Genomic DNA, 22,790 nt, shown 5'->3' with positions numbered 1-22,790 from the left:
TCCCTTGCTGAGCGCGTCACTTGATCGCGATCGGGTTGACGGGGGAACCGACAGCGCCGGTGATGCGCAGGGGCGCGGCGGCGAGCAGGAACTCGTACACCCCGTCCGCCGCGCAGTCCTCGGCCAGGGCTTCCAGGTCCCACATCTCACCGATGAGGAGGCCGATATTGGGTATCGCGACCTGGTGCAGGGGCTGGAAGGCGTTCTCGAACTCGTTGGGACGGACCTCGAAGCCCCAGGTGTCCGTGGCGATCGCCGCGATCTCGGTGCCGTGGAGCCAGCCGGCCGTGGTGAAGGAAAGCCCCGGCGCGGGTCCGCCGGCGTAGTCGCCCCACCCGTCCCGGCGTACGCGGGTCAGCTGACCGGTACGTATCAGCACGATGTCACCGCGTCCCACGCTCACGCCGTGCGCTTCCGCGGTGCCGGCCAGGTGCTCCTCGGTGACGGCGAATCCGTCGGGCAGTTCGCCGGCGGTGCCCACGACCCGTCCCACGTCCAGGAGCACGCCGCGTCCGGCGACATGGGGAGCCATGTGCTCGATGCCGGTGACCAGGTCGCCGTCGGAGGTGACGACCTTCTCGGCCGCACGGCCGTTCCACGCCTTGCCGTGATCGAAGATGTGCCCGAGCCCGTCCCATTGCGTGGAGCACTGGAGCGGCATCGCGATCACGTCGTCGGCGCCGCCGATGCCGTGCGGGAAGCCCTGGTGGCCGAGCGCGGCGTCGGTGCCGGTGTCCAGCATGGTGTGCACCGGGTTGGTGCGCCGCCGCCAGCCCTTCTGCGGGCCGTTCATGTCGAAGGACTGCGACAGGGAGAAACTGGTCCCGCGCCGGACGAGACCGGCACCTTCGCGGCGCTTTGCCTCGTCCAGGAAGTTCAGTGTGCCGAGCCGGTCGTCCTCGCCCCAGCGGCCCCAGTTGGAGTACGTCTTGGCCGCCAGCGCGATCGCGCCTTCCGGATCGCGGGGATCGACGGCCGTCATGCCTTCGCCTCCGCCACACACCGGGTGCTCTGGACGCCGAGCCCGGTGACCGAGCCCTCCATCACATCGCCGTCGCGCAGAAGGCGGCCCCAGTGCATGCCGTTGCCGGCCGGGCTGCCCGTGAGCACAAGGTCACCCGGGAGGAGATGCGCCGTCTGCGAGGCGTACGACACCATCCGCGCGACCTTGAAGATCATGTCCTTGGTGGACTCGTCCTGCATGGTTTCGCCGTTGAGCTTCAGCGTCACCCGCAGGTCGTCAGGGTCGGCGATGGACTCGGCGGGCACGATCCACGGGCCGAGCGGCGTGAAGCCGGGCGCGTTCTTGCTGCGCAGCCAGTCGGTGCCGATCTGCGGCATGTCCCTGCGGAAGACGGTCGACCGGTCGGTCAGATCGTTGGCGATCGTGTAGCCCGCGATGTGCGCGGATGCCTCCACGACGGACACCTGGTACGCGGGGCGGCCGATCACGACCGCCAGTTCCAGTTCCCAGTCCGGCTTCTCGGCCCAGGCGGGCAGCACGACGTCGTCGTAGGGACCCGTGATCGCACTGGGCAGGCCGATGAACACATACGGCAGGTCCTCGATAGCCCGCCGGTCCATGATCTCGGCCGCTTCCGCTCGCCGTTCGGCCTCGGACCGGTCATCGCCGGGGGCACGGTGGGCGACGTGCAGGTCGATCACGTGCTGCCGGTAGTTCGCACCCGACTGGAAGACCTGGCGCGGTTCGACCGGGGCATGGACGTGATAGTCCGTGATCGGCGTGCGGCTGACGCCGGTGTCGGCGGCCAGGGCACGCAGCTGCGGCAGGGCCTTGTCCCAGCGGTCCAGCAGGCTCAGCACGGTCAGCTGTTCGTCACCCAGTGCGGCCCGAAGGTCGAGAGCGTTGCCGTCCGGCATGACGAGAGCGGGGAAGCGGGGCCCGTCGGGGGCCGAGAGAGTCGCGAGGGCGAAAGGTCCGGCGAAGAGTGCGGACGCGGATTCAGGTTTCACGGACATGTCCTCCTGATTGCGGTGGGACTAATCTGGACCCCGCACCACTGATCAGGGAAATCGATTCTGTGGATGATCTGCATCCATGTCATGGATTGCTCCGGGTCGGCATCGCTCTGCAGAGGGACTTTCATGAACCTGGCCCGCTTGGATCTCAACCTCGTCGTCGCTCTGCGCGCCCTGCTGGAGGAGCGCAACGTCACCCGTGCCGGGCAGCGTGTCGGCCTCAGCCAGCCCGCGATGAGCGCTGCCCTCTCCCGGTTGCGCCGGCATTTCGACGACGACCTGCTCGCTCGGGTCGGCGGCCACTACGAGCTGACCGCGCTGGGGCAGGTCCTACTGGACCGGACCTCGACCGCCTATGACGTGCTGGAACGTCTCTTCGCCAGCCAGGCCGACTTCGACCCGGCCAAGGAGAACAGGGAATTCAAGCTGGTGGCGTCCGACTACGCCGTGGCGATCTTCGGCACCGAGCTGGCTCGTGTGATCCATGAGGAGGCTCCCGGGATCCGGCTGCGCTTCTCCCAGACTCCGACGACCGTGGTGGACGACACCGCCACCCTGTTGAGCGCCAGCGACGGTCTGTTCATGCCGCACGGCGTCATCAGCGACTTCCCCGCCACCGACCTCTATGACGACCGCTGGGTCTTTCTCGTCGCGCGGGACCACCCGAGCGTCGACGACCGGCTCACCCGCAAGGACCTTGCCCGGCTTCCCTGGGTGACGTACCAGCGAACGTACGACGCCCCAGCGGTACGCCAGCTCGGCATGCTGGGGATCGAACCGCGGGTCGAAGTCTCGGTCGACAGCTTCCAGTCGCTGCCGCTGCTGGTCGCAGGTACCCGGCGCATCGCGCTGGTCCAGGCGCGTATGGCCCAGTTGATGGCACCCATCGCCGCCGTCAAGGTGGTGGAGCCGCCCTATGAAGCCGTACCGCTGAGAGAGGCACTGTGGTGGCACCCGGTGCACACGCATGACGCGGCACACATCTGGCTGCGTGAGACCGCCGCGCGCGTCGGAGCCCGTCTGGGCCCCCGGGGCTGAGCGGCGCTTCTGACACGCAGGCTGTAACGGCCTCCCGGGCGGGAAGTCGCCGAAGCCCGATGCAGCCAACGACATCACTATCCACATGATGGATCGAAGGCATCGGCAACTTGGATGACGTGAGGGGTGGGCAGGCCCAGACCCGGAACGCATAGTCATGGGACACCACCGCGCCCGTGAGCCGACTGCGGGGGCCGCCCGCACGCCCGTCCGGCCCGGTCCGCTACACGGCGCTCCTCCCTTCCTCACGTCCCACGGAGTGCCGCCATGCCCGCTTCCGCCGCCCTGCCCGCTCACGAACGTACGGGGGACCCGGCCGTCTGGGGCAGGCTGCCCGCCGTGCTGCTGATGGCCGGCAGCTGCCTGCCGATCCTGGGAGCTGTCCTCATCGCTCCGGTCCTGCCACGCATGCAGGACGAATTCCAGCACGTCCCGGGCAGCGCCGCTCTCGTCCCGCTCGTGCTCACCGTCCCGGCCCTCTCCCTGGCCGTGCTCGCCCCGTTCGCCGGTGTCCTCGTCGACCGGCTCGGCCGCAAGCGCCTGCTGGTCATAGCCACCGTGCTGTACGCGCTGTTCGGCACCGCCCCACTGTGGCTGGGCTCGCTCGTGGGCATCCTGCTCAGCCGTGTCCTGGTGGGCGTCGCCGAGGCGGCCATCATGACGTGCTGCACCACGCTGATCGGCGACTACTACAGCGGACGGACCCGTGACCGGTACCTCGCCCTGCAGACCATGTGCGCATCGGCGTCCGCCACACTCTTCTTCGTCCTTGGCGGGGCCCTCGGCTCGATCGGCTGGAGGGCGCCCTTCTGGCTGTACGCCGTCGGCCTGCTGCTCGCTCCGGCCATGGCCAGGGTGCTGCCCACTCCACATCCGACGGCCGAGCCGACAACAGCCGGCCAACACCCCTTCCCGCTGCGGCGCATGGCGGGGATCTGTCTGCTGACCGTCTTCGGCGCGGTGGTCTTCTACACCGTGCCCGTGGAGATGGCGTATCTCATGGACGACCTGGGCGTGAAGTCCACCGGAGTGGTGGGTGCGGTCACGGCGCTGGCCAGCGCGGCCACCGTCCTGGGCTCGGTGCTCTTCACCAGGCTCACCGACCGGCCACGCCGCCGTATGCCGGCCCTCTTCCTCCTGTGCGCCGTGGGCTTTCTGCTGATGGGGGCGACGGACCACGTCGCCCTTGTCGTCGTCGGCGCCGTCGTCAACTGCGTCGGTACGGGGCTGCTTCTTCCCTCCCTGCTGACGCTGGCGCTGTCCCGGCTCGATTTCGCCGACCGCGGGCGTGGCACCGGACTGTGGACGGCGGCCTTCTTCCTGGGTGAATTCGCCTGCCCGCTCGCCCTCCTGGCCGCCAAGGGCATGCTGGGCACGCTGGCCTCGGCCGTCGTGCTGCTCGGCCTGCTCACGATGCTGGTCTCGGCCGCGCTGCTTCCCCTGACCCGCCGATCACCGAAGACGCTGCCCCAGCATGTTCCCGAAAGCATCTGACTCACTCGGGTCACCGCGCCGGCGTCCGCATGGTCGACCGGCGCACGACCAGTTCCGGCTGCAGCACCACGTGGGTGTGTTCGTGCGTGGCGGCTTCGGCCGTGTCCTCGAGGAGCAGCCGGTCTGCCTCGCGGCCCAATGTGAGAGCGGGCCGTCGTACCGAAGTGAGCGGAACGACGGCGGACGCGGCGAATTCGATGTCGTCGTATCCCACCACTGCGATGTCTTCCGGCACCCGCAGACCGGCCTCGTACAGTGCCTGCATCACGCCGAGTGCCAGCAGGTCGTTCGCGCAGAAGACGGCGGTGGGGCGCTTTCTGAGGCCGAGGATCCTGTGCCCGGCGTCCCTGCCGGCGCCCACGGTGAGCGCAGGGCACGGCAGGCCCCGAAGGGACTCCGCCGGAAGTCCGGCCAGGTTGACCGCGATGGCGGCCCCCCTGCGCCGGTCCCGAACCTGCTGGAGACCGTCGGGTCCGCTGACGTAGCCGATCGACCGGTGTCCCTGCTGGATCAGGTGGCGCACGGCGGCCTGTCCTCCCGCGACGTCGTCGATGCCGACCGAACAGGCCCCCGGCTGAGGGGCGTTCTGGTCCGCGATGACGAACGGCACCCCGTTGCGACGGAAGCCCGCCACCCTGCGCCCCGTGCCGTCTCCCGAGGCCAGGACGGCGCCGCGGACCTGGTGCGAGGTGATCAGCGAAAGGTGGCGGGCCTCGTCGGCCGGTCCTCGGCCGGCCGTGCACACCATGACCCCGAGGTCGGCCTCGAGCGCGGCCTGTTCCACGCCGGCGGCCAGCGCGGTGAAGAAGGGATTGGCCAGGTCGAGGACCAAGACGGCCACGAGCCGGGAAGCGAAGCCGCGCAACTGGCGCGCGCCGTCCGAACGTACGTATCCCAGGGCGTCGATGACGTCCAGGACCCGCTGCCGGGTCGGCGCGGCGACGATGTCGGGGCGGTTGAGGACGTTGGACACCGTGCCGAGCGAGACGCCGGCTTCCCGCGCGACGTCCTTGATGCCCACTCTGCGCCGGGCTCTGGCTTCCCGGGCGGCTGCTGTGTGGTGGCGCGGTGGCTCGCGCCGGACCACGGGCACGGTGGGCATCGTCCGTTCCACGGTCTACCGGCCTCCTGGCGTTGCCGTGCTCTTCCGCACGACCAGGCGCGGGGTCATGGTGGTGCGGATCGCCCGGTCGCGGCGGCCTTCGACCCTCTCGATGAGAAGGCGCGCGGCTGTCGAGCCCATGGTGTGTCCGGCCTGGTCGACGCTGGTCAGCTGGACCGGGGCCAGGGCCGCGAGGGCCGTGTTGTTGTAGCCGACGAGGGAGAGATCGTCTGGGATGCGCAGGCCGAGTTCGTGGGCGGCGCGGTAGATGCCCAGGGCCGCGACGTCGGCGCCGGTCATGATGGCCGTGGGGGCGCGTTCCGCGGTCAACAAGGTCATACCGGCTTTGAAACCACCATCGTCGGAGTACGCGCCATGGTGCACCTGGGCGTGGTCGGCGAGGCCGTGCCGTCGCATGGCCTCCATGTAGCCGGAGGCGAGCACGATCTCGGGTGTTCTCTTCCACCGGCCCGTCTTGGCTCCGGGCGCCGAGACCAGGGCGATGTCGCGGTGGCCGAGGGAGACCAGGTGGTCCACCACCAGGCCGGCGCCGACATCGTCGGCGTCGACGACCGAATCGTGGCTGTCCGCGGCGTCGTCGTGGCCGATCACGACCGTGGGCGTCGACGCGGCGGTGGCGAGGACCTCCGGGCGGGGCGTGCTCGGCGCGATGAGGATCAGGCCGTCCATCTGGCGGTCCACCATGGAACGGATGGTGCGGGCCTGGTCCTGCGCGTCGAACCCGGCCGCTCCGATCAGCACGGTGTAGTCGGAGCTGCGCAGCTCGTCCCGGATGCCGTCCAGGATGTCGGCGAAGAAGGCGTTGCGGACGTTGTCCAGCAGGACGCCGATGGTGTAGGTCCGCCCGCGCATGCCACGGGCGGCGGCGTGCGGGCGGTAGTCGAGTGCGGTGATCGCGGCCTGCACCTTCTCGTGCATGGCAGGGCTCACCCCGTAGGCGTTGTTGAGCACCTTGGACACGGCCGCGATGGACACGCCAGCGTGCCGGGCGACATCGGTGATCGTCACGCGCTTGTTCTGCCTGGGTCCCGCAGCCCCGTCCATCGTCCGCACTCCGGTTCTCGTGGTCGTTGGTGTAACGGTTTACAGGATGTCACACGCCCGGCGTCAAGTCTCTGATTGAAATCCCTGGTGTTACGGCTCCGTGTCTTGACGGAGTCGGGCGACGGGTGCAGGGTGTTGCCCACTCGACATGGAGAACGTTTTACGAACTCCAGCGTGGCGCGGCCGCCTGTCGCTCTCGGCGCCGTCCTTGCGCCTTCCGCCTCACATCTCGCTTCTTCTCCAACCTCTGGGAGTCACCCGTGTCCCTTCGCACGTTCCGCGCTCGGCGCACACGTCTGGGTCTGTTCACGGCCGGCGCGGCCTCAATGGCCCTGCTCGCCACCGCCTGCGGCGGCAGCGGGAGCGGTACCGCGGCGGCGCCGAAGAACTTCAGCTACCTCAGCGTCACCGAGAACACCACCGTCAAGACGGCCCTGACCAGCCTCGCCGAGGGCTCGTGCAAGTCCGCGAACGACGCGCTGCCCCTGAAGGTGGAGACCGTTCCCCAGGCGAGCCTCGACCAGAAGCTGCAACTGCTCGCCGGGCAGGGCGCCCTGCCGGTGCAGTTCGCCGCGGGCAACGCCCCCGCGCTCACCCAGAAGCTCGCCAGGTCGGGGAAGATCGCCGACCTGGAAGCCAAGCTGAAGGCGCTGGGAGTCGACGACCAGCTGGAGCCGGCCGCCGTGTCGACGATCAAGGCACTGTACGGCGGCAAGCTGGAGGTACTGCCGTACGAGTACAACATCGAGGGAGTCTTCTACAACAAGAAGATCTTCGAGGCCAACGGCCTGAAGGTCCCCGCCACCTGGGACCAGCTGGTCGCTTCAGCCGCCAAGCTCCAGGCCAAGGACATCCAGCCCTTCTCCGCCTCCGGTCAGCAGGGCTGGCCGCTCACCCGCCTCCTCAGCGGCTACCTCTACCGCAGCCTCGGCCCGGACGCGCTCAAGGACGTCGCCGACGGCAAGGCGAAGCTGACCGACCCGCAGTACGTCAAGGCCGCCACCGAGATCGCCGCCCTCGGCAAGAAGGGCTACTTCGGCAAGGGCGTCGGCTCCATCGACTACGACACCGCCATGAACCAGTTCCTCACCGGCAAGGCCGCCATGCTCTACATGGGCAGCTGGGCACTGGCGAACATCTCGGACGCCAAGCAGGACAAGATCGGCGCGGACAGCGTCGGCTTCATGCCCTTCCCGGCCGTCTCCGGCGGCAAGGGCTCCATCGACCAGTACCCGTCCAACGTCGGCCTCGGCATCACCCTGGGCGCCAAGTCCTTCGACAAGAACACCGGCGCCTGGGTCTCCTGCATCGCCAAGAACTACGGCAGCAAGGCGCTCAAGGACCACGGCTCGATCTCCGGTTTCAAGGTCAACACCCCGGTCACCGACGCCAACGAGGTCACTACCCAGGTGCGCGACACCATCAGTGCCTCCAAGCAGAACGTCCTGTGGTTCGAGGCCCTGTTCGGCACCAAGGCCACCACGATCAGCCAGACCAACGCCGCGGGCCTGGTCAGCGGAAGCATGAGCCCCGAGCAGTTCATGCGGACCGTCCAGGACGCGCTGTCCGCTCAGTGAGCCGACCGGGGCGGCGTGCCTGACGCCGCACGCGCCTTCCGCGCGCCGCCCCGGCGCCTGCTCGGCACAACTCCTCATCGTCATCGAAGTGGATACCACTCATGCACCGCGTACTCGGTGACCGCAGGGCCATCGCGATCCTGCTCGGTCCCGCACTCGTCGTCTATTCCCTGATCATGCTCGTCCCGATGGTGTGGTCGCTCGGCTACTCCTTCACCAAGGGCAACTCCATCGACGGCTTCACCGGCAACGGCGTCGCCAACTTCTCCCGCCTTCTCGATGATCCGGCCGTCCGCCACGCCCTGTGGTTCACCCTCAAGTACGCCGTCGTCGTCACCGCCGGCCAGGTGGTCGCGGGCTACCTCCTGGCCCTGCTCTACGTCTTCTTCCTCAAGCGCGCCTCCGCGCTCGTGCGAACCCTCGTGTTCTTCCCCGTAGTACTGCCCACGGTCGCCGTCGGCCTGCTCTTCCAGAAGTTCTTCCAGGTCGCCCCGCAGACCGGCCCCGTCAACTCACTGCTGAACGCGGTGGGCATCGACTCCATCGACTTCTTCGGCAGCTCTTCGAGCGCCTTCTGGGTCCTCGTCGTCATGGACATCTGGCGCTCCATGGGCTTCTACGCCGTCCTGCTCTTCGCCGGTCTGGTCGACATCCCTGAGGAAGTCCTGGAGTCCGCGCGCCTCGACGGAGCGACAGGCCTGCGACTGGTGCGCCACATCGTGCTGCCGCTGTCCCTGCCCGTGCTCATGTCCTCTCTGATCTTCAGTATCAACGGCACGCTGAAGGCCTTCGACTCCATCGTCGCGCTCACCAACGGAGGCCCGGGCAACGACACCACACCACTGACCCTGTACATGTTCCAGACGTCGTTCACCTACGGCGACTACGGCTACGGCAGCATCATCGCCGTGCTGCTCACCGTGGTGTGCCTGCTGGTGAGCCTGGTCGTCTTCCGCGTCTCACGGCGCGACCTCACGGAAGGCTGACAACCATGGCCATCGACACCCCTGTGAAGGCCACCGCCCATCAGGCGAGCCGCGGACCGTCCGCCGCTTCCGGACGGTCCCGTTCCCGGCGGCGCGTCCGGGTCAGCAAGGTGTGGGTGAAGATCGTCGTCACCCTGCTGCTGGTCGTCGAGATCTACCCGCTCGTCTGGATGTTCCTGACCTCACTGAAGTCCAACAGCGACTACCTCGACCACTCGACCTGGAGCCTGCCCACCACGTGGGAGTGGGGCAACTACACCGAAGCGTGGACCACCGGCCACATCGGCTTGTACGTCCGCAACAGCCTGCTCGCCGTCGTCCCGGCGCTTGCCCTGATCCTGCTGCTGGGAGCGGCAGCCGGTTTCGCGCTCCAGGTCATGGTGTGGAAGGGCCGCAACCTGACCTTGCTGGTCTTTCTGGCCGGCATGATGGTGCCGCCGCAGATGATCCTGCTTCCCCTGTTCACGGTGTACTTCCAGACCGGTCTGTCCGGCACGCTGTGGCCGCTGATCCTCACCTACACCGGCACAGGCCTGCCGCTGACCGTCTTCATGATGGCCACCTACTACAAGTCCGTCCCCCGTGAACTCTTCGAGGCCGCCACGATCGACGGCGCCGGGATCCTGCGCTCCTTCTGGACCATCAGTGTTCCGATGGTCCGCAACGCGCTCCTGACGGTCGGCCTGGTCGAGTTCTTCTTCATCTGGAACGACCTGCTGATCGCCCTCACCTTCACCAACAGCCAGGACCTGCGCACCGTCCAGGTCGGCCTGCTCAACTTCACCGGCGACTTCGGAGCCACCCAGTACGGCCCCCTGTTCGCCGCCATCTGCCTCAACGTCTTCGGCACCCTCCTGATCTACCTCTTCCTCAACCAGAAGGTCATGAAGGGCCTCACTTCCGGAGCGCTCAAGGGCTGAACCTCCGAAGCCCAACCGCTCCCGCACGTGAAGAAAGGTTCCCCTTGTCGACCCCCCAACCCGTCCCGGTCTCCTTCGAACACCTCCCGGACGGCCTCGGTATCGGTACGGCCACCCCGCGGCTGACCTGGAAGCTTCCCCCCGGCACCGGCAGCCAGCAGGCCTACGAGGTCCGGCTCGAACGTTCCGGCCGTGAGCACAGCACCGGCCGGATCGAAGGAAGCGACCAGCTACTGGTGCCCTGGCCCGGTGAACCGCTGGCCTCACGCGAGAGCGTGACCGTCCGAGTCCGGGTCTGGACAGCCGGAGCCGCGGCTCCTTCCGCATGGAGCGAGCCCAGCGTGGTGGAAGCCGGGCTGCTCGACCCGACGGACTGGAGTGCGATACCGGTCGGCGGCGGATGGACCGAGGATCCGGCCGCCGAACGCCAACCGGCCCGGGTACGCAAAGACTTCGACCTGGATCGCCCGATCACCCGAGCCCGCCTCTACGTCACCGCTCACGGCCTGTACGAGGTGGAGATCAACGGACTCCGCGTGGGCAGCGAGATCCTCGCCCCGGGCTGGACGGTCTACCCCCACCGCCTGCGCTACCGCACCCATGACGTCACCGCCCACCTCGCCACAGGCACCAACGTCATCGGTGCCTGGCTCGGCGACGGCTGGTACCGCGGCAAGTACGGATTCGACGGCGGCACCCGCAACATCTACGGCACCGACCAAGCCCTCATCGCCCAGCTGGAAGTGACCTACGACGACGGCACCACCGCGGTCATCGCCACGGACGCCACCTGGACGGCGGCCACGGGGCCCATCGCCAGTAGTGGCCTCTACGAAGGCGAGCACTTCGACGCCCGACTCGACGACCCCTATTGGGCGACCCGCACGCCTGAGCAGTACGCGGAATGGACCCCCGTTCGGCTCGGCAACCGGAACCCGCGCACACTCGTCGCCCCCCAGGGCCCGCCCGTGCGCTGCACCCAGGAGATGGCCCCTGTCGCCATCACGCGAACGGCCGACGGCCGTCACCTCCTCGACTTCGGCCAGAACCTCGTCGGCCGGCTCCGCCTCACCGCAGACGGCCCCGCCGGCACCACCATCACCGTCCGACACGCCGAAGTGCTCCAGGACGGGGAACTGGCCACCCAACCCCTGCGCGAGGCGTACTCCACCGACACCCTGATTCTTTCCGGACGTGGTCCGTACACGTGGGAGCCCCGGTTCACCCTGCACGGCTTCCGCTACGCCGAAATCAGCGGCTGGCCAGGGGAGTTGACGCAGGAGTCGGTGACGGCCCGTGTCTATCACACAGACATGCGCCGTACGGGCTGGTTCGAGTGCAGCGACCCGCTGATCAACCGGCTCCACGAAAATGTCGTATGGAGCATGCGCGGCAACTTCGTCGACATCCCCACCGACTGTCCCCAGCGCGACGAACGCCTCGGCTGGACGGGCGACCTTCAGGTCTTCGCCCCGACCGCGAGCTTCCTCTACGACTGCGCCGGCATGCTGGACTCCTGGCTCACCGACGTCGCTCTGGAGCAGCTTCCCGACGGCACCATCCCCTGGTACGTGCCCGTCATCCCCGGCAAGCCGATGTGGACGCCGGTCCAGCCCGGTGCCGCCTGGGGAGACGTCGCCACACTCACCCCCTGGACCCTGTACCGGCGCTTCGGCGACCTGCAGATCCTGCGCCGCAACTACGCCATGGCCAAGGCGTGGGTGGACCTCGTCGAACGGCTCGCCGGCCCCGATCGCCTCTGGGACACCGGATTCCAGCTGGGTGACTGGCTCGACCCCGCCGCCCCGCCGGATGACCCGGCTGCCGGCTGCACCGACCGCTACCTGGTGGCCACGGGCTACTTCGCGTATTCCGCCCGTCACCTGTCCCTGGCCGCGGCCGAACTGGGCATGGAACAGGACGCCGAGCGGTACGCCGCACTGGCCGCAGCGGTGGCGGCCGCCTTCCGCCGCCGGTACGTACTGCCCGTCGGCCGCATGACCAGCGACAGCCCCACCGCCTACGCACTCGGTATCGCCTTCGACCTCCTCACCGAGCCGCAACGACGCGCGGCCGGCGACCGGCTGGCCGAATTGGTCCTCGCCGACGAAGCCCGTATCGCCACAGGATTCGTCGGGACTCCGGTGATCTGTGACGCCCTCACCGACACCGGCCACCTGGACGTCGCCTACCGCCTGCTGACCCAGACCGAATGTCCTTCCTGGCTCTATCCGGTCACGCAAGGGGCAACCACCATCTGGGAACGGTGGGACAGCCTTCGCCCCGACGGCACCCTCAATCCCGGCGGTATGACCTCCTTCAACCACTACGCTCTCGGAGCCGTCGCCGACTGGCTGCACCGCGTCGTCGGAGGCATGGCCGAGTCCATGCCCGGCTATCGGCAGCTTGTCTTCCAGCCCCGGCCCGGCGGCGGCATCACCTGGGCACGGACACGCCACGAAACGCCCTACGGCGCAGCCGAGTCGTCATGGGAGACAACCGCCGACGGCCGGATGCGCATCCATGTCGTCGTGCCCGACGGCTGCTCCGGCGTCGTGCGGCTCCCAGGGTGTCCGCCGGTCCATGTGGAGCCGGGGGAGCATGAGCTCGACTCCTGGGAACTCCTGGAGAAATCAGCCTGAGAAACATTCACCGATTCCAAACAGTCCGGCGCTGATCATGGCGCCGGACTGTTTATTTTCGGCATCCTCCGCGGCTTTGCAATTCGGCCTGTCGATGACGCCTATCGATACAGTTTATAGTCAGTCACGCTGTCTGCTGGTTTCAATTGAAATTTCACGCAAACTTTTCAATGTGAGTATCAAACTGGCTGGTCAACGGCCTTTTGTTGCACGGCTGCCGAAAGGGTTGACCCTGCTGGGCGGGTCCTCTAGTTTTTCCGTTCAACAAGCGTACGCCGCATGGAAATCTCCATTCCCTCACTGCTTCTGCTGCCGCGGGACTCGGTAGGCAAGCAGGTGAGTCCGGGAACACCGCAGGGATCCGTTTCCCTCCCCGAGTTGGGGCCGGCCGTGAACCTGACCCTCGGCCGGCCCCTTTTTCCATAAGCGTAGATCCGCCCCCCTTTCGGAGAGCCGCCGTGAAAAGAAGATCATTTCTGTCTGCCGCCACCCTCACCGCAATGAGCCTGAGCATGGCTCCCCTGATGACCGAAGCGGCAGCCGCCGCACGGTCCGAGGCACCACAGGATCAGGCGGACGCGATGCTCGGCCGTATGACAGCGGCTGAGAAGGAAGCGCTCGTCCGGTGCGACTTCGCGACCGTCGCTCACCTGGGTATACCGGCTCTGACCATGGTGGACGCCTCGGCCGGTCTGCGCGGCGAGCAGGGCGTTACCGCATTCCCGGTTCCGGTCGCGCAGGCGGCGACGTTCGACGCCAACCTGGCGGCATGTATCGGCCGCGCGATCGGCGCGGAGGGCCGTGCCAAGGGTTACAACAACCTCCTCGGCCCCACCGTCGATCTCACCCGGACCTGGCATTCCGGCCGACAGTCCGAAGGCATGGGCGAGGACCCGTTGCTCGCCGGCCAGTTGGGCGCGGCTCTCACCACCGGCATACAGAGCCAGAACGTCGCAGCCACGGTCAAGCACTTCGCCGCCTACACGCAGGAGACCAACCGCTTCTCCACAGACACCAAGGTCTCCGACCGTGCGCTGCACGAACTGTACGAAGCGCCGTTCCGCCGCGTTGTCACAGCCGCCCCGACCACCTCGGTCATGATGGCCTACCCGAAGATCAACGGGACCTTCGCGACACAGAGTTCGGCTCTCTTCGACGACTTGAAGAAGGCCATCGGACTGCAGGGCTACACCGTGCCGGACTTCTGGGCGGGTGACGACCAGGTCGCCGCCGCACGAGCCGGCATGGACCTCGCCGGGCTCGGACCCTACGCAGTCAAGATCCCCGCCGGAGCGCTCACGGGCGGTGCGATACCGAGCACCCGGCTCGACGACGCGGCCCGACGCATCCTCGTCACGATGTACGCGAACGGTCTCTTCGACCATCCTGTGCCCACTCCGGCGGCCGACGTCAGCACCCAGGCCCACCAGGACCTCGCCCATGAGACCGCCGTCGCCTCCCTGGTGCTTCTGGCCAACCGCTCCGCAGCACTCCCTCTCCCGGCCACCCTGAAATCCCTGGCCGTCATCGGCCCGGCCGGCACCGACGCCTTCACCGGCGTGGGCGGCTCCACCTACGTCGACCCGGGATCATGGACGACCCCCCTGGACGCCATCCGCGCCCGCGCGGGCAGCGCCGTCACCATCACGCACGCACAGGGCACCAAGGGAGATCTCCCCCTGACCGCGGTGCCCTCCACCGTGCTGCGCAACGGCGCCGGGACCCCCGGCCTGTCCGCCACCTACTACTCAGGGGCAGAGGCCTCCGGCACCCCGCTCACCACCCGCACCGACGCCACCGTCGACTTCACCGCTGCTCCCGTGGACAACCTGCCCGACGTGTGGTCGGCGAAATGGACCGGCACCCTGGTGCCGACGACCACGGGCCTGCACCGGTTCTCCCTGCTCGCCGCCGGAACCGCCACCTTGAAGGTCAACGGCACCACGGTCGCCACCGGCACCCGGCACAGCCGCCGATTCTTCCTCGGCCCCTACGACTACCCCCTCCAGGGCACCGCCGCGCTGACCGCCGGAAAGGCCGTCACCATCGAGGTGACCTACACCAACGCGACCACCGACCCCGGCACCTGCGGGCTCACCCTCGGATGGCAGCCCGAATCCCTGATTCCCACCGCTGTCGACGCGGCGCGCGCCGCGGACGCCGCCGTCGTCTTCGTCAACCGGGTCGCCGGCGAGGACATGGATCACCTGGCACTCGGTCTGCCTGGTGATCAGGAACAGCTCATCGCCGCCGTGGCAGCGGTCAACCCGCGCACCACCGTCGTCCTCAACACCGACGGTCCCGTAACGATGCCCTGGCTCGGCGACGTCGAGGCCGTGCTCCAAGCCTGGTACGGGGGTCGCGGCATGGGCACGGCGCTGGCCGCTGTCCTCTTCGGAGACAGCGACCCTTCCGGCCGCCTGCCCGTCACCTTCCCCGCCGACGCCACCCAGGGGCCGGGCACCACACCCGCGACCTACCCCGGCAGCAACGGAGCCGTCTCCTACGACGAGGGCATCTCCATCGGCTACCGCTACTACGACAGCAAGGGGCAGCAGCCGCGCTTCCCCTTCGGCCACGGCCTGTCGTACGCCACCTTCGCCCACGGCTCCCTCGAAGCCACATACGACAAGAGAGCCAAGACAGTGACGGTGGGCGTGACCGTCACCAACACCAGCTCACGCAAGGGCACGGAACTCGTGCAGTTCTACGCCGCACTGCCGAGCGCCGCCGCCGCCGAGCCGCAGCGGCTCGTCGCGTTCCGCAAACTCACCCTGGCCCCCGCGGGCTCCCAGCGGCTCACGGTCACCATTCCCGTGGACAACCTCACCATCTGGAAGGCAGGTGCCTGGGCACTTGTCCCCGGCAGGTACACCTTTGCCACAGCGCACAGTTCCCGCGACCTGACCGCGCAGCGAGCCGTTCCCATCAGCTGACCGCAATCCCGGCCGGCGCGTCACGCCGTCCGCCTCCTCGCCACCTCCACCGTCTGGCCCGGTAGCGGCAACCCTGCCTCCGTCCTGGCCTTGAAAGAGGACGACTTCCCGCCGTCGCGGAGGTGGCACGGCGGCAGAAGGACGGAACGACGGTACCGTTCATGGATCAGCGATGGCCCAACTCAGAGGTGCAGCAGACGCACTTCGAGCAGGTGCGTGCCCTCTTCGCAGGCACCACGGACATCGCTCACGCACTGGCTGCCATGGACAGTGCGTACGAGTAGACGCAGAAACGGACACCCCCGGCCGGGAGACCACCAGAACGGTTCGCCATGCACACACCTCATCAGGAGTCGGTGCTGTCCAGGGCAGCTCGCATTCTCGAAGCGTTCAGCCAGGACGAACCGGCGCTGACGGTCTCCGAGATCGCCCGTCGAACCGGCCTGCACGTGGCCACGGTCTCCCGCCTCGTGGCCGAGCTCGTGGCTCACGGTTTCCTGAGCCGGGACTCCGACCGCAAAGTACGCATCGGCGTGCGGCTGTGGGAGCTGGTAACGCGTGCTTCCCCCACTCTCTCCCTGCGTGATCACGCAATGCCGTTCATGGAAGGCGTCCACGACGTCGTGGGCCACCACGTGCAGATCGGCGTCCTCGACGGCGACGACGTGCTCTTCCTCGAACGGCTCTCCGCACCACACGCGGTGATCAACTACACCCGGATCGCCGGGCGCCTTCCTCTGTACGCCTCCTCCAGCGGTCTGGTGCTCCTCGCCCACGGCCCCAGTGACCTCAAACAAAGGATCCTGGACAGCCCGCTGACCGCGTACACACCGGCGACACCGGCCACTCCGGCACAGCTGCGCGCGACCTTGGCCGAGATCCGGCAGCAGGGTTATGCGTACTGCCCCGGCTACGTCCACGCGGAGGCCCTGGGCGTAGCCGCGCCCGTCCGCGGTGCGGACGGCACGGTGATCGCGGCGCTGTCGGTCATCGTGCCCAACGAGGCCGGCGCCCAGGCCGTGGTCCCCGTCGTACGGACCGCCGCCCGGGGCATCTCCCGCGCGCTGGCCGGACGCGGGACACAGGACGCTCCATAGGCAGGTGACGGCGATGCGACAGCCGCATGACATCTCCGCGAAGTCGGTCTCTCACTGAACGAGAATGCCGTCGCGGTCCGACGGCGCCCGCGCGCATGCTTCCTGCATTCCACCGACGGGAGGCGACAACGTGGTCGTACACAACCTGCTGCCCACCGCTCCGCTGCAACAGAGCCTCTCCACCGTGACGTTGCAGGTGCAGGACAAGGACCCTGTCGCCGACGGCGTCGTGGCACTCACCCTCGCGCATCCCGAGGGCACACGGCTGCCGGACTGGACGCCCGGCTCGCACATCGACCTCATTCTCCCGACCGGTGCGACTCGCCAGTACTCCCTGTGCGGCGACCGATGGGACCCGCACGCCTACCGCATCGCGGTCCTCCGCGAAGCCCCTGGCAGGGGCGGCTCCGCCTACGTCCACGATCAGCTCATGCCCGGGAACCTCGTGGAGGTCGGAGGGCCGCGCAACCACTTCCCCCTGGCGCCCGCCGAGCGGTACCTGTTCATCGCGGGCGGCATCGGCATCACTCCTCTGCTGCCGATGGTGCATCAAGCCGACGTGACCGGAGCCGACTGGCAACTGCTGTACGGAGGCCGCAGTCGAGCGTCCATGGCCTTCCTCGAGGAACTCACATCCTCCTGGGGCGACCGCGTTCACATCAGCCCCCAGGACGAGGTCGGACTCCTCGACCTGGAGGCCTGGCTGAGCGAACCGGATGAGGGAACCAAGGTGTACTGCTGCGGACCTGGGCCCTTGCTCACTGCCGTTGAGGCAGCGTGTTCCCATTGGCCCACGTACAGCCTGCGGACGGAGCGATTCACAGACAAGGCCCTGACAGAGCCGGTGCACCACGGGCCCTTCGAGGTCGAACTGCGCCGCAGCGGGCGCACGGTGACCATCACCCCCGACGTCACCGTCCTCCAAGCCGTGCGGCGGGCAGGTGCGGACGTCTTGTCTTCCTGCGAGCACGGCACCTGCGGCACCTGCCTCACCCCGGTCGTGGAAGGCACCCCGGACCACCGGGACTCGGTGCTGGCCGAACACGAACGCGCCGCCAACGACTGCATGCTGCCCTGCGTTTCACGTTCCCGTTCGGCCCGCCTGGTCCTGGATCTCTGAGCCACGACCCGCCCCTTCCCGAGCCGCACTTCGCTGGAGCCGCCATGTCCGAAGCACCCGCCGTTGCCGTCGGACCGCCCACGAGCGACGCAGACCCGTTCGCCACCGAACACCTCACGACGCCCGAACCCCTGCACCACGCCCTCCGGGAAGCAGGTCCCGTCGTGCGGCTGTCCCGCTACGACGTCTACGCGCTCGCCCGATACCGCGACGTGCACGCGGCCCTCGTCGACTGGCAGACGTTCCAGTCCGCCGCCGGCGTGGGACTGGCCAACTTCCGCCATGCGAAGCCCTGGCGGCCTCCGAGCCTGTTGCTGGAGGCCGACCCGCCGCACCACGACGCACCGCGCCGCGTCCTGCGCGAGATACTCGCCCCACCAGCACTGCGCCGACTGCGCGCGGCATGGCAGCCGATAGCCGACGACCTCGTCGACACCGTCCTGGCCACCCAGGGAACCGACTTCGACGCGTTCGAAGCGCTAGCCAAAGCGTTCCCGCTGCGCGTCTTCCCGGACGCCGTGGGACTGGGACCCGACGGCCGCGACAACCTCCTGCCCTACGGCAACATGGCTTTCAACGCCTTCGGCCCCGTCAACGCCCTCGTGCAGGCAGACGCTGCCAGGGCCGCCGACCTGTCCGCCTGGGTGAACGCCCAGTGCGCCCGTCAAGCCCTCGCCGACGACGGATTCGGCGCCCGCATCTGGGCCGCTGCCGACCGCGGCGACCTCACCCACGAGCAGGCACCGCTGGTCGTACGCTCCCTTCTCACCGCGGGCGTCGACACGACAGTGCATGGCCTGGCCGCCACCCTCTACGCCCTCGCCGGCCACCCCGGCGAATGGCAGCGGCTCCGCGAACGCCCCGACCTGGCCCGCGTGGCATTCGATGAGGCGGTGCGCTGGCAGTCACCCGTCCAGACCTTCTTCCGCACGGCCACGACCGACGTCGAGATCGCGGGATCCCTCATCCCCGAGGGATCCAAGATCCTCATGTTCCTCGGCGCGGCGAATCGTGACCCGGCCCGCTGGAACGACCCGGACCGCTTCGACCTCACCCGCGATCCATCCGGACACGTCGGCTTCGGCATGGGCATCCATCAATGCGTAGGCCAGCACGTAACCCGCCTGGAAGCCGAAGCACTCCTCACGGCCCTGGCTCGACGAGTGGAACGCATCGAGCTCGCGGGCGAACCGCGCCGGCACCTCAACAACACCCTGCGCTCCTTCGCGGAGCTCCCCGTACGCGTGCGCCCCGTGAGCTGACCACCGTCCGTCGTGAACCCGAGCATCACCTCCCACACAGGCAGACAGTCGAGAGGATCCATCCATGCCTCAGCACGTACGCGGCGTCGTCGCCCGTGGCAAAGGCGAGCCGGTGCGCGTCGAGACGATCGTCGTGCCCGATCCAGGGCCGGACGAGGCGGTGGTAAGAGTGCAGGCCTGCGGCGTCTGCCACACCGACCTGCACTATCGCGAAGGCGGCATCAACGACGACTTCCCGTTCCTTCTCTGACACGAGGCGGCGGGCATCCTGGAGTCGGTCGGCACCGGAGTCACCGACGTGGTGCCGGGCGACTTCGTCGTCCTGAACTGGCGGGCGGTCTGCGGCCGTTGTCGCGCATGCCGACGCGGACGCCCGCAGTACTGCTTCGATACGCACAACGCGCGCCAGAAGATGACTCTCACCGACGGCACCGAACTGTCACCTGCCCTCGGCATCGGCGCCTTCGCCGAAAAGACCCTCGTCGCCGCCGGCCAGTGCACGAAGGTTGATCCGGCCGCCTCACCGGCCGCCGCCGGGCTGCTCGGCTGCGGGGTCATGGCAGGCATTGGCGCGGCAATCAACACAGGAGGAGTGGGCCGAGGCGACACCGTCGCCGTCATCGGCTGCGGCGGCGTCGGCAACGCAGCCGTCGTCGGCGCACGGCCGGCCGGCGCCGCGAAGATCATCGTCGTGGACATCGACCACCTCAAGCTCGAGGCAGCGCGGACGATGGGCGCAACGGACACCGTGAACGCGCGCGACACCGACCCGGTCGAGGCGATCCGCGAGCTCACCAGCGGATTCGGCGCCGACATCGTCATCGAAGCCGTCGGGCGGCCGGAAACCTACCGACAGGCGTTCTACGCCCGTGACCTGGCCGGCACCGTCGTCCTCGTGGGCGTCCCCACCCCCGACATGCAACTCGACCTGCCGCTGCTGGACGTCTTCGGACGAGGCGGCACGCTCAAGTCCTCCTGGTACGGCGACTGCCTCCCGTCCCGCGACTTCCCCATGCTCATCGACCTCTACCTCCAAGGCCGCCTGGACCTCGACTCCTTCGTCACCGAGACGATCACCTTGGACGAGGTCGAAGACGCCTTCGCCCGCATACACAAGGGCGATGTCCTCTTAAGAGGCAGCCATGCCTCGGCGTCCGGGGTTCCATTGCTGGTGCTGCCTCACCCTGCCGCCGGCAGACCCGATGTGTCCGTCTGGGATGGGTGGCAGTACCTGGCCGCAGTACCTGGCCGTCTGTCAGTGAAGAGCTCCAGGACAGCGCGGATGGCCAACTCGACTTCCGAGGGGTGCCGAAGTGCCCCGCCAGCAATGAGCGTGCACTGATCGCGTCGGCCCGTGCTTTCTCGGCCCGCGTTGCCAGGCTGTCCGGGATCGGTCACGATCGCTTGTGCGGTCAGTTCGGCGGACCTGCAGGCTGTGGCGACGTCACGCAGGGCGTACGTTTCGGATCCCGAACATGTGTCAGCTCCCCGTGCGTGACTGGCGAGAAGATCGATCGAGTTGGGTTGACCATGCTGATCAGCACCTTCATCGTCGATGTGCAGCTGGGTCAGACGCGGAACGTCTCGTCCGCTCCCGCGGACCCAGCTCACCAGCGTCTGGTTTGGCGGCCTTGGCGTGGCCGCGCAGGCTCCGAGGCAAGCCAGCGTAGGGCGGGACGGGGAGGGAGGTCCGGGCGCCACGCACGTCACCAGCAGGATCACCGCGTGCGGGATGAGAGCGCACCCGCTCCGGCTACTAGGACCTCTTACAGTCCGGGAGCGGCGAATCCGTTGAGGGCCCACAGCGCGCCGGTGTACCACAGCACTCCGACGGCGCAGACGAGGACGCTGCCGGTGACCGGGAGCATCCAGCCCGGCAGGCGACGGCTGCGCACCACGAGCACCTTGGCGACGAACGCGCCGTACAGCACGCAGCCGGCAACGGAGTGCAGGAAGACCCGCGTGGTCGTGGTCTCCACCCCGTAGGTGCGGACACAGTGGTACGCGATGGGCAGCGACAGCAGGAAGGCGACCAATCCCAGCACACGGTGTCCGGTACGCACCGGGCGAGGCGCGGCCGCGAGGCCGGGAAGGCGGTGGTACATCCACAGAGCCAGTACGAGCTGGACGAGCGCAAGGCCGAACAGGGCGCTGCCCAGACGGGCCTTGAGGTCGACCGCGTCGGTGCCGTGGGCGCCGAACAGACCCGTTCCGTACTGGGGGCTGTGATGTCGTCCCGTCACCCAGATCGCCACCGCCACGGCCACGGCGGCGCCCAGCACCAGCGCGACGGCGCCCCCGGCGGAGCGCCGCCCGGAAGCGCGGTGTCCTTCGGTCATCGTCGCGTCCACTGCTCGGCGACGGACAGGGCGGCGGTCAGCTCAGATCCACTTTTTGGCCGCTGGTGTTGAGCACGTACCAGGCGGCGCCGAACTGGTTGAGGCCCTGGCCGTTGGTGTCACCCGGCTTGGAGTCTCCGGCGTACCCGTACAGCGGATGCCCGTTATAGGTGACCTGCATCTTGCCGTCGGACCGCTTCGTCGTGCCCAGCAGTGCGGACTTGGCCGAGCCGCTCGCCGTCGGGCTGCCGGACGTCAGCAGCGGTGGCCAGGCCGCGGCGCACGAACCGTCGCAGGTCGACTGCGTCGACTTGTCCGCCTCGAACAGGTAGAGGGTGTTGCCCTTCGCGTCGACCAGGATCGTGCCGAGCTTGCCTGCCGTGGCGGTCATGACCGCGGCCTGCGCACCGGCCGAGGCGCTGCTCGCTGCTGCGGACGCGCTTTGGGCGTAGCCGGACGCACTGCTCGTGGCCCCGTTCGACGGCGTCGCCGACGAGGACGACGAACCACTACTGCTGGAGCAGCCACCGGCGCCGACGCCGAGCACCACAGCGGCAGCGGTCCAGGCAACAACGGTCAGGCGGGTGCGCCTCATCACAGCTCCACAGCATCGCAGTGCCCCGGACGGCTGACCGGCGCATTGGAGTCATGCTCCCCGCAGCTCCGGGATCCGCGTGCTCCGCAGCGCCGCAGCGCAGGGCGATTTCGCCCAGATGGATGCCCCGACGACACTCGATGCGGCACGGCCGCCCAAGTCGCCGTGCTCGTGGACGAAGACCTCGCCGGCCTCTTCCAGAGCGCTGGAACAGATCTCGACGGACCGTGGAGCCGCTGGACGCCTCGATGACGGGTCGACCGGGCCGGATCCATCCGTCGCACAGCCCGTAGAGACAGAGGGACCGGGCCAGGCGGTGCTTGTGGGAGCCGGTCGGATGGGTCGACTCGTCCTTGAGGTAGAGGTCGATGCCCCACTCCTCGGGGAGTGGGAACCGGAGCAGGTGCGTATCGGCGGACCGGTGCGCGTCGGTCTGGACCTTGCGCACCGCACCGCGCATTTCGCGGGAAACGTGTCGACGTCCGCCAGAGCTCACCTGGTTCGCGCGTGTCGCCGAGAACTCGAGCAACGGCCAAGCACGACAGCCGCCCTCGGCCCGGACCGGGGGTCGACATCACGCGGCGTTGGCCGCGGTCCGGCGCCGGTCGAGCACGGCTTCGCTCGCCCGAACGACTGG

17 protein-coding genes and 2 pseudogenes are annotated in these 22,790 nt (G+C 68.5%); 12 read left to right on the top strand and 7 right to left on the bottom strand.

The window, feature by feature from the left end; all coding sequences use genetic code 11:
- Positions 1 to 16 precede the first annotated feature (16 nt).
- Positions 17 to 982 (bottom strand): cyclase family protein, encoded by a 966-nt coding sequence (locus ACFYW8_RS25995; RefSeq protein ID WP_389080579.1) that lies wholly within the window; start codon positions 980 to 982, stop codon positions 17 to 19.
- Positions 979 to 1,980, bottom strand: coding sequence for a fumarylacetoacetate hydrolase family protein (locus ACFYW8_RS25990; protein WP_389080576.1), 1,002 nt, complete (start codon positions 1,978 to 1,980; stop codon positions 979 to 981). The genes ACFYW8_RS25995 and ACFYW8_RS25990 overlap by 4 nt, the downstream gene beginning before the upstream one ends.
- 126 nt (positions 1,981 to 2,106) lie before the next feature.
- Here ACFYW8_RS25990 and ACFYW8_RS25985 point away from each other — a divergent pair, with 126 nt between their 5' ends.
- Both ACFYW8_RS25985 and ACFYW8_RS25980 read left to right on the top strand, forming a co-directional pair.
- The gene (locus ACFYW8_RS25985; RefSeq protein WP_389080574.1) at positions 2,107 to 3,018 is read left to right on the top strand and encodes a LysR family transcriptional regulator; all 912 of its coding nucleotides are present in this window, start codon (positions 2,107 to 2,109) and stop codon (positions 3,016 to 3,018) included.
- A gap of 267 nt (positions 3,019 to 3,285) precedes the next feature.
- Entirely contained in the window at positions 3,286 to 4,512 is a 1,227-nt protein-coding gene (locus ACFYW8_RS25980) for an MFS transporter (protein WP_389080571.1), read from the top strand.
- Positions 4,513 to 4,522: 10 nt separating this feature from the next.
- On the opposite strand, the gene ACFYW8_RS25975 is transcribed toward ACFYW8_RS25980, so the two are convergent.
- Entirely contained in the window at positions 4,523 to 5,614 is a 1,092-nt protein-coding gene (locus tag ACFYW8_RS25975) for a LacI family DNA-binding transcriptional regulator (protein ID WP_389080569.1), read from the bottom strand.
- 15 nt (positions 5,615 to 5,629) lie between these two features.
- Entirely contained in the window at positions 5,630 to 6,643 is a 1,014-nt protein-coding gene (locus ACFYW8_RS25970) for a LacI family DNA-binding transcriptional regulator (RefSeq protein WP_389080566.1), read from the bottom strand.
- Positions 6,644 to 6,939: 296 nt separating this feature from the next.
- Between ACFYW8_RS25970 and ACFYW8_RS25965 the strand changes: the two genes are divergently transcribed.
- The 10 genes and pseudogenes from ACFYW8_RS25965 to ACFYW8_RS25920 form a co-directional block, all read left to right on the top strand.
- Complete coding sequence (locus ACFYW8_RS25965) at positions 6,940 to 8,256, top strand: ABC transporter substrate-binding protein (RefSeq protein ID WP_389080564.1); 1,317 nt, start codon at positions 6,940 to 6,942, stop codon at positions 8,254 to 8,256.
- A gap of 101 nt (positions 8,257 to 8,357) precedes the next feature.
- A complete protein-coding gene (locus tag ACFYW8_RS25960; protein ID WP_389080561.1) occupies positions 8,358 to 9,242 on the top strand; it encodes a carbohydrate ABC transporter permease in 885 nt (294 codons plus the stop codon).
- Between the two features lie 5 nt (positions 9,243 to 9,247).
- The gene (locus ACFYW8_RS25955) at positions 9,248 to 10,162 is read left to right on the top strand and encodes a carbohydrate ABC transporter permease (RefSeq protein WP_389080558.1); all 915 of its coding nucleotides are present in this window, start codon (positions 9,248 to 9,250) and stop codon (positions 10,160 to 10,162) included.
- 44 nt (positions 10,163 to 10,206) lie between these two features.
- Positions 10,207 to 12,804 carry a family 78 glycoside hydrolase catalytic domain gene (locus tag ACFYW8_RS25950; RefSeq protein WP_389080555.1) on the top strand — a complete coding sequence of 866 codons (2,598 nt, stop codon included), beginning with the start codon at positions 10,207 to 10,209 and terminating at the stop codon, positions 12,802 to 12,804.
- 500 nt (positions 12,805 to 13,304) lie between these two features.
- On the top strand, positions 13,305 to 15,740 hold the full coding sequence (locus ACFYW8_RS25945) for a glycoside hydrolase family 3 C-terminal domain-containing protein (RefSeq protein WP_389080552.1): 2,436 nt from the start codon (positions 13,305 to 13,307) through the stop codon (positions 15,738 to 15,740).
- A gap of 161 nt (positions 15,741 to 15,901) precedes the next feature.
- Complete coding sequence (locus tag ACFYW8_RS25940; protein WP_365881645.1) at positions 15,902 to 16,024, top strand: hypothetical protein; 123 nt, start codon at positions 15,902 to 15,904, stop codon at positions 16,022 to 16,024.
- A gap of 48 nt (positions 16,025 to 16,072) precedes the next feature.
- The gene (locus ACFYW8_RS25935) at positions 16,073 to 16,837 is read left to right on the top strand and encodes an IclR family transcriptional regulator (protein ID WP_389080549.1); all 765 of its coding nucleotides are present in this window, start codon (positions 16,073 to 16,075) and stop codon (positions 16,835 to 16,837) included.
- Between the two features lie 130 nt (positions 16,838 to 16,967).
- Complete coding sequence (locus ACFYW8_RS25930; protein ID WP_389080548.1) at positions 16,968 to 17,957, top strand: PDR/VanB family oxidoreductase; 990 nt, start codon at positions 16,968 to 16,970, stop codon at positions 17,955 to 17,957.
- 44 nt (positions 17,958 to 18,001) lie between these two features.
- Positions 18,002 to 19,219, top strand: a complete 1,218-nt coding sequence (locus ACFYW8_RS25925; RefSeq protein ID WP_389080546.1) for a cytochrome P450 — start codon at positions 18,002 to 18,004, stop codon at positions 19,217 to 19,219.
- Between the two features lie 64 nt (positions 19,220 to 19,283).
- A pseudogene (locus ACFYW8_RS25920) lies at positions 19,284 to 20,348 on the top strand (S-(hydroxymethyl)mycothiol dehydrogenase); the annotation flags it as partial.
- 637 nt (positions 20,349 to 20,985) lie between these two features.
- Here ACFYW8_RS25920 and ACFYW8_RS25915 read toward each other — a convergent pair.
- The 3 genes and pseudogenes from ACFYW8_RS25915 to ACFYW8_RS25905 all read right to left on the bottom strand — a co-directional run.
- Complete coding sequence (locus ACFYW8_RS25915) at positions 20,986 to 21,558, bottom strand: DUF6529 family protein (protein WP_365882830.1); 573 nt, start codon at positions 21,556 to 21,558, stop codon at positions 20,986 to 20,988.
- A gap of 37 nt (positions 21,559 to 21,595) precedes the next feature.
- Entirely contained in the window at positions 21,596 to 22,153 is a 558-nt protein-coding gene (locus ACFYW8_RS25910; RefSeq protein WP_389080542.1) for a hypothetical protein, read from the bottom strand.
- A gap of 226 nt (positions 22,154 to 22,379) precedes the next feature.
- Positions 22,380 to 22,613: pseudogene (locus tag ACFYW8_RS25905) on the bottom strand (pyridoxal-phosphate dependent enzyme); the annotation flags it as partial.
- Positions 22,614 to 22,790 lie beyond the last annotated feature (177 nt).

It is taken from the genome of Streptomyces sp. NPDC002742, from assembly GCF_042888885.1.
Lineage (GTDB): Bacteria > Actinomycetota > Actinomycetes > Streptomycetales > Streptomycetaceae > Streptomyces.
Note: the sequence above shows the minus strand (reverse complement) of the source record. Positions and strands in the feature narration are given on the sequence as shown.

Coding starts and splice junctions, on each gene's coding strand:
- ACFYW8_RS25925 (WP_389080546.1), top strand. CDS start 18,002: ATGTCCGAAGCACCCGCCGTTGCCGTCGGACCGCCCACGAGCGACGCA.
- ACFYW8_RS25955 (WP_389080558.1), top strand. CDS start 9,248: ATGGCCATCGACACCCCTGTGAAGGCCACCGCCCATCAGGCGAGCCGC.
- ACFYW8_RS25945 (WP_389080552.1), top strand. CDS start 13,305: ATGAGCCTGAGCATGGCTCCCCTGATGACCGAAGCGGCAGCCGCCGCA.
- ACFYW8_RS25915 (WP_365882830.1), bottom strand. CDS start 21,558: ATGACCGAAGGACACCGCGCTTCCGGGCGGCGCTCCGCCGGGGGCGCC.
- ACFYW8_RS25985 (WP_389080574.1), top strand. CDS start 2,107: ATGAACCTGGCCCGCTTGGATCTCAACCTCGTCGTCGCTCTGCGCGCC.
- ACFYW8_RS25940 (WP_365881645.1), top strand. CDS start 15,902: ATGGATCAGCGATGGCCCAACTCAGAGGTGCAGCAGACGCACTTCGAG.
- ACFYW8_RS25910 (WP_389080542.1), bottom strand. CDS start 22,153: ATGAGGCGCACCCGCCTGACCGTTGTTGCCTGGACCGCTGCCGCTGTG.
- ACFYW8_RS25995 (WP_389080579.1), bottom strand. CDS start 982: ATGACGGCCGTCGATCCCCGCGATCCGGAAGGCGCGATCGCGCTGGCG.
- ACFYW8_RS25935 (WP_389080549.1), top strand. CDS start 16,073: ATGCACACACCTCATCAGGAGTCGGTGCTGTCCAGGGCAGCTCGCATT.
- ACFYW8_RS25980 (WP_389080571.1), top strand. CDS start 3,286: ATGCCCGCTTCCGCCGCCCTGCCCGCTCACGAACGTACGGGGGACCCG.
- ACFYW8_RS25960 (WP_389080561.1), top strand. CDS start 8,358: ATGCACCGCGTACTCGGTGACCGCAGGGCCATCGCGATCCTGCTCGGT.
- ACFYW8_RS25975 (WP_389080569.1), bottom strand. CDS start 5,614: ATGCCCACCGTGCCCGTGGTCCGGCGCGAGCCACCGCGCCACCACACA.
- ACFYW8_RS25990 (WP_389080576.1), bottom strand. CDS start 1,980: ATGTCCGTGAAACCTGAATCCGCGTCCGCACTCTTCGCCGGACCTTTC.